This window comes from Lysobacter sp. CC-YZS074, assembly GCF_056739745.1.
Window position 1 is genome coordinate 578,821 of sequence record NZ_CP200301.1, and the last position, 15,033, is coordinate 593,853.

At 69.9% G+C, this 15,033-nt stretch carries 15 protein-coding genes; 10 read left to right on the plus strand and 5 right to left on the minus strand.

Annotation, left to right across the window (positions count from 1 at the left end):
• Window positions 1–30 precede the first annotated feature (30 nt).
• The 10 genes from U8331_RS02470 (at window position 31) to U8331_RS02515 (ending at window position 7,446) form a co-directional block, all read left to right on the plus strand.
• Window positions 31–270 carry a helix-turn-helix transcriptional regulator gene (locus tag U8331_RS02470; RefSeq protein ID WP_481132057.1) on the plus strand — a complete coding sequence of 80 codons (240 nt, stop codon included), beginning with the start codon at window positions 31–33 and terminating at the stop codon, window positions 268–270.
• Complete coding sequence (locus U8331_RS02475) at window positions 267–536, plus strand: hypothetical protein (RefSeq protein ID WP_481132058.1); 270 nt, start codon at window positions 267–269, stop codon at window positions 534–536. The genes U8331_RS02470 and U8331_RS02475 overlap by 4 nt, the downstream gene beginning before the upstream one ends.
• Entirely contained in the window at window positions 533–952 is a 420-nt protein-coding gene (locus tag U8331_RS02480; protein ID WP_481132059.1) for a hypothetical protein, read from the plus strand. Before U8331_RS02475 ends, U8331_RS02480 begins: the two co-directional genes overlap by 4 nt.
• 1 nt (window position 953) lies before the next feature.
• Window positions 954–1,364, plus strand: a complete 411-nt coding sequence (locus U8331_RS02485; RefSeq protein ID WP_481132060.1) for a hypothetical protein — start codon at window positions 954–956, stop codon at window positions 1,362–1,364.
• Window positions 1,365–1,823: 459 nt separating this feature from the next.
• Entirely contained in the window at window positions 1,824–2,366 is a 543-nt protein-coding gene (locus U8331_RS02490) for a hypothetical protein (RefSeq protein WP_481132061.1), read from the plus strand.
• 703 nt (window positions 2,367–3,069) lie between these two features.
• Window positions 3,070–3,993, plus strand: coding sequence for an arginase (gene rocF, locus U8331_RS02495; RefSeq protein WP_481132062.1), 924 nt, complete (start codon window positions 3,070–3,072; stop codon window positions 3,991–3,993).
• Between the two features lie 135 nt (window positions 3,994–4,128).
• The gene (locus U8331_RS02500) at window positions 4,129–4,293 is read left to right on the plus strand and encodes an entericidin A/B family lipoprotein (RefSeq protein ID WP_481132063.1); all 165 of its coding nucleotides are present in this window, start codon (window positions 4,129–4,131) and stop codon (window positions 4,291–4,293) included.
• A 202-nt stretch (window positions 4,294–4,495) separates the two neighbouring features.
• Window positions 4,496–4,696 (plus strand): CsbD family protein, encoded by a 201-nt coding sequence (locus U8331_RS02505; RefSeq protein WP_481132064.1) that lies wholly within the window; start codon window positions 4,496–4,498, stop codon window positions 4,694–4,696.
• A gap of 125 nt (window positions 4,697–4,821) precedes the next feature.
• Complete coding sequence (locus tag U8331_RS02510; RefSeq protein WP_481132065.1) at window positions 4,822–6,135, plus strand: tryptophan--tRNA ligase; 1,314 nt, start codon at window positions 4,822–4,824, stop codon at window positions 6,133–6,135.
• Window positions 6,136–6,336: 201 nt separating this feature from the next.
• Entirely contained in the window at window positions 6,337–7,446 is a 1,110-nt protein-coding gene (locus U8331_RS02515; RefSeq protein WP_481132066.1) for a GGDEF domain-containing protein, read from the plus strand.
• A 1-nt stretch (window position 7,447) separates the two neighbouring features.
• Here the strand turns inward: U8331_RS02515 and U8331_RS02520 are convergent, their stop codons facing one another.
• The 5 genes from U8331_RS02520 to U8331_RS02540 form a co-directional block, all read right to left on the minus strand.
• Window positions 7,448–7,831: a VOC family protein gene (locus U8331_RS02520; protein WP_481132067.1), complete on the minus strand. Its 384-nt coding sequence runs from the start codon at window positions 7,829–7,831 to the stop codon at window positions 7,448–7,450.
• A 119-nt stretch (window positions 7,832–7,950) separates the two neighbouring features.
• Window positions 7,951–9,354, minus strand: a complete 1,404-nt coding sequence (locus U8331_RS02525) for a dihydrolipoamide acetyltransferase family protein (protein WP_481132068.1) — start codon at window positions 9,352–9,354, stop codon at window positions 7,951–7,953.
• A 96-nt stretch (window positions 9,355–9,450) separates the two neighbouring features.
• Window positions 9,451–10,452 (minus strand): alpha-ketoacid dehydrogenase subunit beta, encoded by a 1,002-nt coding sequence (locus U8331_RS02530; RefSeq protein WP_481132069.1) that lies wholly within the window; start codon window positions 10,450–10,452, stop codon window positions 9,451–9,453.
• A complete protein-coding gene (pdhA, locus tag U8331_RS02535; protein ID WP_481132070.1) occupies window positions 10,449–11,522 on the minus strand; it encodes a pyruvate dehydrogenase (acetyl-transferring) E1 component subunit alpha in 1,074 nt (357 codons plus the stop codon). The genes U8331_RS02530 and pdhA overlap by 4 nt, the downstream gene beginning before the upstream one ends.
• A gap of 208 nt (window positions 11,523–11,730) precedes the next feature.
• On the minus strand, window positions 11,731–14,943 hold the full coding sequence (locus tag U8331_RS02540; RefSeq protein ID WP_481132071.1) for a lamin tail domain-containing protein: 3,213 nt from the start codon (window positions 14,941–14,943) through the stop codon (window positions 11,731–11,733).
• Window positions 14,944–15,033 lie beyond the last annotated feature (90 nt).

The following is a 15,033-nucleotide window of genomic DNA, read 5'->3' on the forward strand; positions in this document are numbered from 1 at the left end:
GGAACGGTTCTGGGTATCGCGAGGGATGCCATGACGGCCCGCATCACTATGACCCCGCCCGCCACGGGCGCCTTGATCCTTGAACGCCTGCCGCAAGTAAAGGCCCGCACCGGGCTTAGCCGGTCAGAGATATACCGCCGCGTGCAATCGGGCGACTTCCCCGCGCCATTGAAGATCGGCCAGAGGGCTTCGGCTTGGCCGCATCACGAAATATCGGAATGGATCGCGGCTCGCATCGCCGACCGTGACGGCAAGGGGCGCGCGGCATGACGGCGCCCAATAAAAACCCCCTGACCCCGGCAAGTTTGGCGACCGACGGGATGCAGGGGGCGATTGCAGGGGCTTGCGGCCGATGCGGGACGAAGCATAGCGCGGAAGCGGCGGCGCTGTTCCTGGCCTTGTCCGCTACCGATGCAGCGCGCGGCCAGTTGCAGCGGCTGGCCATCATCACGGCCGACCCCGTGCCCGGCATCGTTGATGCAGCCGACCTGTTGGATGCAGCGCGCGAGTTGATCGCGCAGGCGGTGGCGGCATGACGTGCCCCCGCGATTGCCCCCGATGGGATGGATGCAGCGCGCCGGTGTGCCCGCTGGCCGACGACTGGCACCGCTGCCAGCACTTGGCCGGCGAGCGGGTATGCGGCCTGCTGTGCGAGATGGCCAAACCCGATGGCGAGGCGCGTCTAAGGGCGTCGCTGCCGTCGGCGCTGGTCGACAAGCTGGCCGAGGTGGGGCCGATGGTGGCCGCACGATGGGAGCGGGTCCGCAGCCGGATGAGGGAGGCATCCCGCACCGGATCGCGCATGGCGGCGGGGCAACGTCTGGCGCACCGGGAGGGCGCCGCCAGCGTGCAACCGGCTCCCACCGCTACCGCGACCCCTGAAAAGGCCGGATGCCAGACAGCCGCGCCCAACACGGCAACGGCTGGACCCGACGCAAGGGAGGCGGCATGACATGGCCCGGACGCGAGCTAAGGCATTGGGCAGGCGCGAGGCCGGGAACTTCCTGCGCATCCCGTCGGCGGTCATTGATAGCCCGAACTTCCGCGCGCTGTCGCTGAAGTCGAAGGCGCTGATTCTGGACATGGGCGCCGGGTACAACGGCCACAACAATGGCGACCTTGCCGCCCCGTGGTCATGGATGAAGGATCGGGGTTGGCGATCAAAAGACACGTTGCAGCGCGCGCTAGAGGAGCTGCAACGCTTCGGGATGATCGAGCTGACCCGACAGGGCGGATTGCACGGGCCGAACCTCTACGCTTTCACTTGGATGCCCATTGATCCGTGCAAGGGCAAGTTGGACGTTGCCCCTACCGTCACCGCGTCGGCCAAGTGGAGGCGGGCACCCGAGCAGCTGGCGGCCTGAAAAACAAAACGCCACCCCGACCATCGGGGCGGACTGACCCGACCATCGGGGCAGTGCTGGTGAAAAAATCGCCACGCTGCCCCGGCTATCGGGTCCATAAGCCGGAAAATCCGCCGCGCGCCGCCCCGACCATCGGGCACCTCTAAGACTCTACCAATGGGAGGGCGGGATTGATGGCGCGCGAGGGAACCCAGCGGCAACGTGCCCGAACAGCGCGGTTAGAGATAGGCGCGACAGGCACGGCGACAGAGCTGCGAATTGGGGCAAGATCACGGCAAGGTGGCGGAGTTTTCTGACACCCTGAAAAGTAGTAGAGCCGGCACGGTAGTCGGGCAAGTCACGGCACGCGCGGCGTTGCTCGCAATGCTGGGCGTGGGGCGGGGTTGAAGCGATCAAGCAGTCGTGTCCAATGGCGCGGCGCATACTGGAAGAGGGAACCCTTAAAGAGGGCGGTGCGAAATGGGGAAGGAGGGCAAATGGGGGATCACGACTGATCCCGACGGCACGTTCTCAGAGATATGGGAGTGGCCGTGGTACTGGCGCTATCCCGCTGGGCTCGCGATATCAGTGATAGCGCTGGGCGTTGCAGCTTACTTGGATGGCGGCACGTCCCCGGGCTGGATGGCGCTGGGAGTCGCCATCGCGGGGGCGCTGGTCGCCCTGTCCATCATGTACGAGCTAGGTTGCTTGGCAATCTTTTTGGCCGTCATTGGAGGGATCTGGATGGGGTCGGAGTACCTACTGCCCGACTTCAGCATCTCGCTGCCATGGCGGATTGGTCTTGTTGCTGCATTTGCTTTCTATGCGTGGCACGTGGGCAACCTGGCCCTCCAGATGGGCAACTCCAACAAGAAAGCCGTTGATAACGCTTGGCAGCGAATCGATCGCGTCGAGGACAAGATCGACTTCCAGTTGAACGACCTCTACACGCGGCTCGTCGAGGCAGAGATGCGGATCAAGAGGCTGGAGCAGCCTTTCGGTGAGGGCGGCCCGGATTACTAACCTAGCGGCCTAAGCCGACCCCGGCCCGCTTCGGCGGGCTTTTTTGCGGCAGTCGTGAGCTAGCGAGGAGCATCGGCGCTGGATCAACGGACTTTTCGGACACCCGAAGGGCAAAGCCTGACCCACTTGTCGGGCAAAGTGTCGAGCGACTGCCGGAGTTTTTTGACCACTACGCGCGGGAGGCGGGAGGTTGGCGTTTGCCGTGTGGCGCGTTTGGCCCGCGCCCTTCCGCCGGACGGGGGCGTCCGAGAGTCCGGAGGCGTGACTCCCGGAGACCGGGCGTTCCCCTTCCTGCGCGCTTCAACAATTCAGAAGACGGGCTAGGCAAAGTTGGGCGGGGCCTCCCCGGTGACCGCCGTGTCCCGCTTGGATCGCCTAAAGCGCAACAAATTGCCGATTTTGGGACCGCTTAAAGAGGCCAACGGCGCGAATTGTTGGACGCCTCTACGCGCGGACGAAGCCCTACGCGATGGCGGGTTTCGCAAGGCATCGCGCGCGTGAGCACTGCCCGCGCGTCACTAAAGTAGAGGGAAGTAGCGGAGGCGGCACGATAGACTGGCCGGGATCACCACGGCCCCAGCGGGCGCAACGTGGGGGCACATTTGGGGGCACAATCCCGATGCGCCTGATTTAATTTCCATAGATATCAATTGCTTGGCTGTCTTTTACGATGCCGACAGCCGCACCAGTCGAGGAGGCTCCCATGACCCGCACCTATCCTTCCGTTTCGCTCATTGGCGCCCCCACCGACGTCGGCGCCGGCGACCGGGGGGCACGGCTCGGGCCGGAGGCGCTGCGCATCGCCGGCCTGGGCGAGGCACTCATCGCCCGCGGGATCGACGTGGTCGACCGCGGCAACCTGGAAGGCCCGCGCAACCCGTGGCTCGCCCCCGTCGAGGGTTACCGGCACCTGGCCGAAGTCGCCGAGTGGAACCGGCTGGTGATGGAGGCAATGCATGCCGAACTCGCCGGCGGCCGCATGCCGATCCTGCTGGGGGGCGACCACTGCCTCGGCCTCGGATCCATCGCTGGCGTCGCCCGCCATTGCCGCGAGAGCGGCAAGACCCTGCGCGTGCTGTGGCTCGACGCCCACGCCGACTTCAACACCAGCCAGGTCACGCCGTCGGGCAACATCCACGGCATGCCGGTCGCCTGCCTGTGCGGTCTCGGGCCGAAGGAGCTGACCCACCTCATCGGCGACGCGCCGGCCATCCACCCGAGCGCGGTGCGGCAGATCGGCATCCGTTCGGTCGACGAGGGCGAGAAGCGGCTGGTCAAGGAACACGGCCTCGACGTCTACGACATGCGCTACATCGACGAGGTCGGGATGAAGCGGGTGATGGAGGAGGCGCTGGAAGGCATGGACGACAACACCCACCTGCACGTGAGTTTCGACGTCGATTTCCTGGACCCGAGCGTCGCCCCCGGCGTGGGCACCACCGTTCCGGGCGGCCCGAACTACCGCGAGGCGCAGCTGTGCATGGAGATGATCGCCGACAGCGGCCGGATGGCCTCGCTCGACATCATGGAGCTCAACCCCATCCTCGACCGCAACAACGCCACCGCGCTGGTCGCCATCGACCTGGTGGAGAGCCTGTTCGGCAAGTCGACGCTGATGCGCGACTGATCGGCCCGGGCGGGCCGGCGCGGTTGCCGTTCAGTCACTGCACGCGCGCTTCACGGGTGCCGACGCAATGATGCAGCCACGGTCGCACAGCACGCTGCTGTCCGGCCCCGCCCAGCCATTGCCGAGGAGATACCCATGAAGCGACTGATTGCCCTGATGCTGCTGTCCCTGTTCTCGATGGGCGCCCTGACTGCCTGCAACACGATGGCCGGCGTCGGCGAGGACGTCGGAGCGGCCGGAGACAAGATCGAGAGCGAGGCCGAAGGCCACCTCGACTGTGACCAGTCCGACGAGTGCTGAGGCAGCATTCCGCGTGGAATCAAAGACAGGCCGGGTTTTCCCGGCCTGTTTTTTTTTTGAAGGACCGGAAGCGCCGTCCAGCGTGTTCAGTGTTGTGCGCACCTAATTAACGCCAAGCCTACCCGACGCGAATGTCCGCCGACCGACACTGGATGCGTGGTGCATCGCACCGCTTCCCTTATCGAAACCGAGAGGAGCATCCATGAACAAGGACATCATCGCCGGCAAGTGGAACCAGCTGAAGGGCAAGGCGCAGGCCAAGTGGGGCGACCTGACCGACGACGACTTCGACGTCGCCGAAGGCAACGCCGAGTACCTGTCGGGCCGGTTGCAGGAGCGTTACGGCTGGAACCGCGATCGCGCCGACCGCGAGGTCCGCGACTTCAGCGACACCCTGCACTGACCCCCCGGAAGTGCGATCCGGAAACGGGCCCGCGTGGCCCGTTTTCTTTTGCCGGTGACCTGCCGCGGCCGGACCGGCGCGGGCGCTGCAGTAAACTGGCCGGCCGTTCCAGCCGCTTTGCTCCCATGCAGCCGACCCGCGTCCTCACCGGTATCACCACCTCCGGCACGCCCCACCTGGGCAATTACGTCGGCGCGATCCGCCCGGCGATCGGGGCCAGCCACGGTGCCGGCGTGGAGAGCTTCTACTTCCTCGCCGACTACCACGCGCTGATCAAGGTGCAGGACCCGGCGCGGGTGCAGCGCTCGACGCTGGAGATCGCCGCGACCTGGCTCGCCTGCGGGCTGGAGCCGGACCGGGTGCGCTTCTACCGCCAGTCCGACATCCCCGAGACCACCGAGCTGACCTGGCTGCTGACCTGCGTCGCCGGCAAGGGCATCCTCAACCGCGCGCACGCCTACAAGGCCGCGGTCGACCGCAACCGCGAGGCCGGCGAGGACGACGATGCCGCGGTCACCGCCGGGCTGTTCATGTACCCGGTGCTGATGGCGGCCGACATCCTGCTGTTCAACGCCCACAAGGTCCCGGTCGGACGCGACCAGATCCAGCACATCGAGATGGCGCGCGACTTCGCCCAGCGCTTCAACCATCTTTACGGCGAGCACTTCGTCCTGCCCGAGGTCGTCATCGAGGAGCAGGTGGCGACGCTGCCGGGCCTCGACGGCCGCAAGATGAGCAAGAGCTACGACAACACGATCCCGCTGTTCGCGCCGCGGGCCGAGCTGAAGAAGCTGATCTACTCGATCGTCACCGACTCGCGCGAGCCGGGCGAGCCCAAGGACGCCGAGACCTCCAACGTGTTCCAGCTTTACCGCGCGTTCGGGTCGGAGCAGGAGACCGCCGCGATGCGGCAGGCGTTCGCCGACGGGATCGCTTGGGGCGAGGCCAAGGCGGCGCTGTTCGAGCGGATCGATGCCGAGGTGGCGCCGCTGCGCGAGAAGTACGAGGCGCTGATGGCGCGGCCGCAGGAAATCGAGGCGATTCTGCGCGATGGAGCGACGCGCCTGCGCGAGGAACGCGCGGTGCCTTTCCTGCGCGGGTTGCGCGAAGCCGTGGGCCTGCGGGATCTGTCGCAGGTCGCGACGCCGTCGACCATGGGCACCGTGCGTGCGGTCCTGCCGCAGTTCAAGCAGTACCGCGAAGGCGACGGCCGCTTCTACTTCAAGCTGGTCGAGGGCGACCGGGTGTTGCTGCAGAGCGCCGGCTTCGACTCGCCGCGGGAAGCAGGGCTGCGCATCGGCGCGCTGAAGCGCGACGGCTTCGCCGGTGCAGACGCTTCGCTGGCGCTGGGCGAGGACACGGGCGCCGGGGACGTGCAGGCCGCGCTGGCCGCGTTGGCCGCCGCCGACGCGGAGAAGGCCGCCGCCCGGACGGGTTGAGGCACGTCGCCGGGTCACTGCGGGGCATCCTGGTCCGAGCCGCCGGTTGTGCCGGCGGACGGTGAGATCGCGCCGGGCTCCGGCTCCATCCGCGCAAGCTTTCCGGCAGCTGACCGCGCGCACCGCGGGCGCCGGTCGTCACGTTTCGGGCCGCCCGGCGCCGATATGCTGCCGCCGTTGGCCCGCCTCCCTCCGCCCCTGATGCTTTCCGATACCGATTCCGGCGACCGGACCGACCCGGCGGACGAGGCGCGGCGACAGGCCGCGCTTGACCGCTACGATCTGTTCGACACCGGCGCCGAACAGCCCTTCGATGATATCGCCAGGCTCGCCTCGACGCTGTGCGACACGCCCGCGGCGGTGGTCTCGCTGATCGACCGCGACCGGCAGCGGTTCAAGGCGCGGATCGGCATTGGCGTCAGCGAAACCCCGCGGAGCCTGGCGATCTGCGACCACGCGATCCGCGACCCGGAGCGCGTGCTGGTCATCCGCGACATCGCCCGCGACCCGCGGTTCTCCAGCCTGGACCTGCGGCTGGGTGACAAGCCGCTGAGGTTCTACGCCGGTGTGCCGTTGCGCAGCCCGGACGGCTACGGGCTGGGCACCGTTTCCGTGGTGGATGTGCGCCCACGCCAACTCGACCCGGGGCAGATCGAGGGGCTGCAGATCCTGGCGCGGCAGACCGAGCACCTGCTGGAGCTGCGCTGCTACGCGCGCGAGCAGCGCAGGTTGGTCGACGAGCGCGACGCGATGTTGCTGGCGCTGGAAGCCTCGCGCGCCGACCTGCAGCAACGCCACGACGAAATCGAGTACACCGCCCGGCACGATCCCCTGACCGGGCTGTTGAACCGCGGGGCGCTGGCGAAGCTGCGGGTCGACCCGCAGGCGCTCGCGCGACTCAACCGCGGCCCGTACTGCGTCGTCGTGGTGGACATCGACCGCTTCAAGCAGATCAACGATGTGCACGGCCACCTGCTTGGCGACCGCGCGCTGCAGGCGGTGGCCGCGGCGGTGGCCGCGTCGATCCGGGAAGGCGATGTCGCGGTGCGCTTCGGCGGCGAGGAGTTCCTGCTGATCCTGCCGGGCACCCGCGCGACCGGCGCGGTGGAGGTCGCCGAACGGGTCCGGCGCAAGGTGGTGGAGAGCGGGCTGCCGTTTCGCCTGACGGTGTCGGCGGGCGTGGCGATGGGCGATCCGGAGCGGGACGCGCCCGAGCAGGTGTTCGAGCGCGCCGACCAGGCGCTCTACCGGGCCAAGGCCGGCGGCCGCGACCGGGTCGTGGTGGACGACACGTTCCGGATGGCGGACTAGGTCAGTCCCACTGGTTGGATGCGGCGCGCCCGTTGTCCTCGCGCATCCGCACCACGCAGAAGCGCTGGCCGTCGGGCGCCTGCATGACCCACCACCGCTTCACGAAGGCGACCCGCGTGGCGCCGAGCGCCTCCAGCCGCGCGACTTCGGCATCGATGTCGTCGGTCTCGATGTCGAGGTGCACGCGCGAGGGATGGTCGACTTTCTGAACCTCGACGTGCAGGTCGCCGGGTGCGCCGCCGAACTCGGCGTACTGGCCGGTGCCGCCCGAATCGGGGTCGGCGACCGGGATGCCGAGCGCGCCGCTCCAGAACTTCGCGGCGGCGTCGAGGTCGTCGCTGCGGCTGTCGATGATGAAACCGGCGAGGCGGCTGCGATGGGCCATCGGTGTTCTCCGTGGGGAGGGGCTCGGCCCGACTGTAGCGCGACGCGGATGGGGAGCAGGTGCAGATACGACGAGGGCGGCACGCGGCCGCCCTGGTCGTTCGCATCGATGCCGGTGGCCTACTGCGGCGCCGACAGGTCGTCCAGCAGCGCCTTGAGGAAGCGCGCGGCCTCGCCGCCGGTGCAGGCGCGGTGGTCGAAGGTCAGCGAGATCGGCATGCGGCGGTGCACTTCGATGCCGCCCATCACCGCCACGACATCGTGCGACAGCTTGCCGGCGCCGATGATCGCGACCGTCGGCGGCACCACCACCGGGGTGGCGTAGCGGCCGGCGAACATGCCGAAGTTGGACAGGCTGATGGTGTAGCCCGACAGCTCGCTGGCCGGGATGCTGCGGTCCTCGACCTGCCCGCGCAGGCGCCCGATCGCGCCGCGCACCGCGGTGCCGTCGAGCATGTCGGCGTTGCGCAGGGCCGGCACGAACAGGCCGTCCTCGGTATCCACCGCGATGCCGATGTCGACGTGCGGGTGCATGGTGCGGACCAGCTTGTCGCCGTCGAACCACGCGTTGAGCGCCGGCACCTGCTTGCAGGCCGCGCAGATCGCGCGGATCAGGCGGGCGGTGATGTCCTGCTTGCCGATCCACGCGTGCAGGTCGGCGTCGTCGACCAGCGTGGTCGGCACGACCCTGGCGTGCGCGTCGGCCATGACCCGCGCCATGTTGCGGCGCACGCCCTTGAGCTGCTCGGGCTGGCCGCTGGCGGCGACGCCCGGCGGCTGGGTGCGCATCGGCCGGCCGCCCTGCGACAGGGTGCTGCGCTGGGCCGGCGCGGCGGACGGCGCGGGTGCCGTGGCGGCGCGGTCGGCCGCGCGCGGTGCCGGCGCGGCGCCGAGCGGGGCCGAACCGTCGGCGGCGGCCTGCTTGACGTCGGCCATCGTCACCACGCCGTCGGCGCCGGTGGCGCGCACGCGGGTGAGGTCGACCTTGAGCTTGCGCGCGAGCGCGCGCACCGCCGGCATCGCCTTGACCCCGCCCACCGTGCTGGCCTGCTCGCTGCGCACCGCGTCGGACGACTGCATGGCGCCGACCACGGTGCCGCTGTCCTGCCGCGGCTGGCCCTTGGGCGCGGGTTCGCCCTCGTCCTCGATGGCGCCGCCCTCGTCGGAGGCGACCACGCGGTGGTCCGGTGCCGGGTCCTCGCTTCCGACGCCTTTCGCCGGCTGGCCGCCGCCGTGGTGGTGGCCGGTGTCCTGGCCCTCGGCGCGCTGCGGCATCGACGGGTCGACCTCGAACTCCGCCAGCATCGCGCCGGTGGTGATCACGTCGCCGGCGGCGCCGGCCAGCTTCAGCACCTTGCCGGACACCGGCGAGGGCACCTCAACCACGGCCTTGGCGGTCTCCATCGAGACCAGCGCGTCGTCGAGCTTGATGGTGTCGCCGACCTTGACGTTCCATTCGACGATGGTCGCGTCCGGCAGGCCTTCGCCGAGGTCGGGCAGGAAGAAGGTTTTGTTGTTGCTCATGGCAGTCCTTCGTTTTGCGGGGGCGCCGCGGCGCCCGGGCAGTGCATCGGTGGGTGCGCGCGGCGGCCGGTGCGTGCCGGCCACCGCGACCGGCGGTCAGCCGGCGGCCATCGCCCGCTTCGCCGCGGCGACCACGCGGTCGACGCTCGGCAGGTACTTCATCTCCAGCCGGAACAGCGGGATGTGGGTGTCGTAGCCGGTGACGCGCTCGACCGGTGCGAGCAGGTCGTACATCGATTCCTCGGCCAGCCGCGCGGCGATCTCGGCGCCGAAGCCGGCGGTCTTGGGCGCCTCGTGCACGATCACGCAGCGGCCGGTCTTGCTGACCGACTCGGCGATCGTGGCGAAGTCCAGCGGCCGCAGGGTGGCGACGTCGATGACCTCGGCGCTGATGCCGTCCTCGGCGAGCTTGTCGGCGGCTTCCAGCGCTTCCTTCACCTGCGCGCCCCAGGTCACCAGGGTCACGTCGTCGCCGTCGCGCAGCACGTAGCAGACATCCAGCGGCAATGCCTCGCCGTCATCCGGCACCAGCTCCTTGTACTGCCGGTAGATGCGCTTGGGCTCGAAGAAGATCACCGGGTCCGGCTCGCGGATCGCCGCCAGCAGCATGCCGTAGGCGCGCTGCGGCGAGGACGGCATGACCACACGCAGGCCCGGCACGTTGGTGAAGATCGCCTCGTTGGCCTCGCTGTGGTGCTCCGGCGCGCGGATGCCGCCGCCCCACGGCACGCGCAGCACCATCGGGCAGTGCAGGCGGCCGCGGGTGCGGTAGCGCATGCGCGCCGCGTGGCAGACGATGAAGTCGACCATCGGGTACATGAAGCCGTCGAACTGCGCCTCGGCGATCGGCTTCATGCCCTGGCTGGCCATGCCGACGGTCAAACCGGCGATCGTGGTCTCGTCGAGCGGGGTGTCGATCACGCGTTCCGAGCCGAACTGTGCGTGGAGGCCGGCGGTGGCGCGGAAGACGCCGCCGTTGACGCCGACGTCCTCGCCGAGCACGACCACGCTGTCGTCGGCGCGCATCTCGTAGGCCATCGCCTGGGTCAGCGCTTCGATCAGCGTGATCGGAGCGGGCTGTTTGTCGTTGCTGCTCATGCGCGGCCCTCCCGTGCGATCGCCTGTTCGCGCTGGGCCAGCAGGTCGGCCGGCGGGTCGGCATAGAGGTGGTCGAACATCGCCTCGACCGGCTGCACCGGGGTCTCGAGGTAGGCGTTGATCTCGACGTCGACCTTCTGTCCGCATTCCTCCAGCCAGGCCTTCTCCTCGTCCTCGCTCCACACGCCGGCGTCGGTCAGGTACGTGCGCAGGCGGGTCATCGGCTCGCGGGTCCAGGCATCCTTGACCTCGGCATCGTCGCGGTAGCGGGTGGCGTCGTCGGCGGTGGTGTGGTCGTGCAGGCGGTAGGTCATGAACTCGATCACGCTGCCGCCCCCGCCGTTGCGCGCGCGCTCGGTGGCGCGGCGCATGCCTTCGAGCACGGCGACCAAGTCGTTGCCGTCGACCTGCAGGCAGTGCAGCCCGCCGGCCAGGCCCTTTTGGGCCAGCGTCTGCGCGCCGGTCTGCGAATTGCGCGGCACCGAGATCGCCCAGCCGTTGTTGATCACGCACAGCACCAGCGGCGAGCTGTAGGCGCCGGCCGAGTTGAGCGCGGCGTAGAAGTCGGTCTTCGACGAGCCGCCGTCGCCGCAGCAGGCCACCGCGATGCGCGGCTGCCTGCGCAGCTTGAACGACAGCGCCGCGCCGGCCGCCATCAGGCACTGGGTCGAGATCGGCACGCACCACGGGTAGTCGTTCTTCGCCTCGGCGAAGTCGTTGCCGCGCTCGTCGCCGCCCCAGTACAGCAGCACCTCGCGCGGCTTGACCCCGCGCATGAACTGCGCGCCGTACTCGCGGTAGCTCGGCGCGAATACGTCCTCGGGCTTCATCGAGGCGCCGATGCCGACGTGGGTGGCCTCGTGGCCCAGGCAGGCGGCGTAGGTGCCGAGCTTGCCGGTGCGCTGCAGCTTGATCGCCTTGCTGTCGAAGGTGCGCACGAACAGCATCTGCTTGAACAGCGGCAGCAGCGCCCTGGGGTCACGGAAGGCTTCGGGCAGCTCGGCGACGGGTTTGCCGTCGGGCCCGATGTATTGCAGGTATTCGATCTCGAACGATGCGGCGACCGTCATTGCGCCTGTTCCTCGGTCATGCGGAAGCCCCCGATGATACCGGGCAGGCCTGAAGAATCCGTTGCGCGATGCGGCAAGCGCCCGCCGTATGGACGGATTGCCGCGCGGTGTCACCGGCGCGGCAGGGTCTCGGTGGGAACGGAGCCGTGGAGACGGGCAGGGGACGCGGCGACGCCACGCCCCTGTTTACCGTAGTGCCCAGGGCGGCTCAGCGCCGTCCGCGGCCGGCACTGGCTTCGGCGCTGTCGTGGTTGTTGCCGGGTGCCGGGTCGTAAGTGTCGGCGCCGACCTGCGCGGTGAACCAGACCGGCTCGCCGGGCGCATGCCACGGGTCCACCACCGCGAATGCGAACCACGCGGTCCCGGTCGCCTGGCGGTCGCGCCGGCATTCGGCACGGAAGTCGACGCCGCGCTCGCGCACGGTGGTGCACTGCCAGCCGTCGGGCGCGGCGACCGCCGCATGCCGGCTGTCGACGTTGCCTTCCAGCAACAGGCGCGGCTGTTCCGCGGCGTCCGGACCGGCGTTGCGGACCGGCACCACGAACACCGCGACCGCGCCGCGGCGTGCTTGGCCGATCAGCTGCACCGACAGATCGGCCTCGGCGCCGACAACGACATCCACCGTGGCCTGGTTGTTGCCGTTGGCCGGGTCGGTGACGTGGGACTGCGCCGCGGCCACCAGTTGCAACCCGTCGGACGGCGCGGGCGGGGCAAGCACCTCGACCGTGAACGTCGCCTCCCCGCCGGCGGCGAGGGTGGGGCGGTGGCAGCCGACGGTCGTGGTGCCGCCGTCCTGCGCCGGCGGCGCACACGTCCAGCCGGCGGGTGCCTGCACCGCGGGCGATACCGGCGCGTCCAGGGCGAACGCGATCCCGGCGGCCTCGGCCGCATCCGGCCCGGTGTTGGCCAGCTGCACCGTGAATGTCACCGGCTCGCCGGGGCGCACCCGCGTAGCCGAGGCCTCCGCTTCCACCGCGAGGTCGGCGCTGCGGAACTGCGGCACGCCGATCGTCAGCCGTACCGGGTCGTGGTCGGACGAGCGCACCGCGATCGTCGCGTCGTCGAAATTGTCCACCCCGAAATCGGCATTGATGCGCGCGTGCTCGACCGCGATCGAACCGGCGCCCGCCACCAGCGCGGCGTTCACCAGCACGTGGTCGAGCGACTGCGCGTTGCCGCCAAAGGAATACGAATAACGCTGCGCCGGCTCCCCGATGAAGGCCGAACCGTCCAGCAGCGGCGTGGTCAGCGGGCTGTCGACGTGCAGCAGCACCTCGTCCGCGGCCGCTTCGTCGCCGCGCACCACGCCGAGCACGTCGACGTAGCCGTCGTTGAACTCGAACGCGTTGAAGTCGCCGACCAGTACGATGTTCGCGGCCGGGTCGGACTGCTGCAGCGACTCGACCAGCCCGGCCAGGAACGCCGCCTGCGCACCGCGCTTGGCCCGCACGCGGTCGCCGTCGGTCGGCCAGCCCGAGCTGCCGGGGTCGGTCGAGTCGACGTCGTTGAGCGAACGCAGGTGGTTGACGATCACCGTCAGCGGGTAGGCCGCGCCGTTGGCGTGGTGCACGCGGGCGCGCAGCAGCAGCGGCGGGCGGTCGTTGAGCAGGCTGGTGCTGCCGTCGGGGTTGGCGAGGGTCGCGTCCTTGCCGAACTGCACCACGTCGAGCACCTCGACGCGCGCGCCGGCGCCGACCAGCCGCTGGCTGACCAGGAAGCCGACGTTGATCCCGCCGACGTCGTTGCCGGGCTGCAGCAGGGCGACGTAACCCGGAGCGCCGGCGCAGCCGGTGTTGATGCGGTCGGCGAGCAGGCCGAGTACGCGCTGGTTCTCGACTTCCACCACGCCGAGGATGTCGGGCGCGCGCAGGTAATCGCAGATCGCGATCGACGCCTTCGACAGCCGGCGGTCCAGCGCTTCGGGCGTCAGCGTCACCGCGCCGTTGTCGTCGTCGACCTCGTCGAACAGGCGCAGCAGGTTGAAGCCGGCGACGGTCACCGTGTCGGCGCCGGCAGCCGCCAGCGCCACCGGGGCCATTCCGCCGCTGACCGCCGGCGGCGAGGCGGGATCGGGCGTCAGCGCCCAGGTCGCGCTGTGATAGTCGAGCACGCCGACCAGGCCGCCGACCGTGGCGCCGGCGTCGACCGACAGCGGCTCGGCGCCGATCTGGCCCCAGCTGCGCACCATCAGCCGCTCGGGGTTGGTGTCGAAGCGCGGCGGGTGCTTGCCGGCAGGCACCTCGATCCGGTCGAGCACGCCGATGCCCGGTTCCCGGAACGGCCGGCCGACCTCCGGCAGGGTCACGTAGAACACGCCGTCGGTGGTGGCGCGCGCATCGTTCTCGTCGATCGAGCCACCGCTGGGGCCGACCACCACCGCCTCGGCGAGGCTGACGCGCATGCCTTCGAGCCGCTCGAGCGTGGCCGGTGCGGCGCCGGGCGACAGGTCGGCCGCGGTCAATGCGACCGGAGCGGGCAGGGTGGCGCCGGTGCCCAGCAGTTCCACCTCGGCGTCGACGATTTCGGTGATGGCGAGCTGGTTGCGGCTGGAGGCGGGGACGAACTCGTCGACAGTGCCGGTCACCCGCACCCGGTGGCCCACCGCGGCGCTCGCCGGCGGCGCGCTGCCGGTGTAGACGAACACCGCCTCGGACGTGGCAGGGTCGCCGTCGTCGTTGGCGGCCTGCAGAAAGAAGCCGTTGTTGAACTTGCGCGCGGTGACGACGCCTTCGGTGACCACCCGCTGGTCCACGTACGCCGACAGCAGGGCGTCGCCCTGGATCTGCGCGATGGTCAGCTCGGTCGCCGGATCGGGCGGCGGGGGTTCGTCGCTGCCGCTGTTGCGCGGGGCGGGCGCGTTGCGCTCGAAGTCGGCCGCGTTGTCGTTGTTGTCGACCGCGCCGTCGCCATCGCGCCACGCCGCGGTGGTGTTGCCGAGCCCGGGTGCCGCGCCGGCGCCTTCGAAGCAGTTGGCGCTGCCGTAGCCGACGAAATCCACCGCGCCGGCCAATGGGCAGGTGCCGGTCAACGCCGCCGTCGCCGCCACCAGCGCGACCTTGCCGTTGCTGCCGGACATGGCGATGGTGCCGGTCGCGTCGGGCGGCGGCAGGTCGACGCTGCCGCCGCTGCCATCGGCCTGCTTGACCAGGTAGTAGCCGCCGGCGGCGATCCCGCCCTGCAGCGTGGTGACCTGCCAGCTCGAGCCCGACGAGGACGCGTACTGCACGCTCCAGCCGTCGAGCGACACCGGGGCCGCGCCGTTGTTGCGCAGTTCGATGAAATCGCTCTTCAGCGTCGCGCCCGAGTTGCCGCCGCCGCCGTACACCTGGCTGACCACCACCTGCGCGCCGGCCGTACCGGCGCCGCCGAACATCCCCAGCAGCAGCAATCCCGCCAGCAGGCGGCCCGTGACCTTGTCCATGAGTCGTTCCCCGGGTTGGACCGCCGGCCTTGCGCGGCGGCATCGCGCGATCTTGCCGCAGGAAAGTTGCGCCGGCGTGACGGCCGGGGC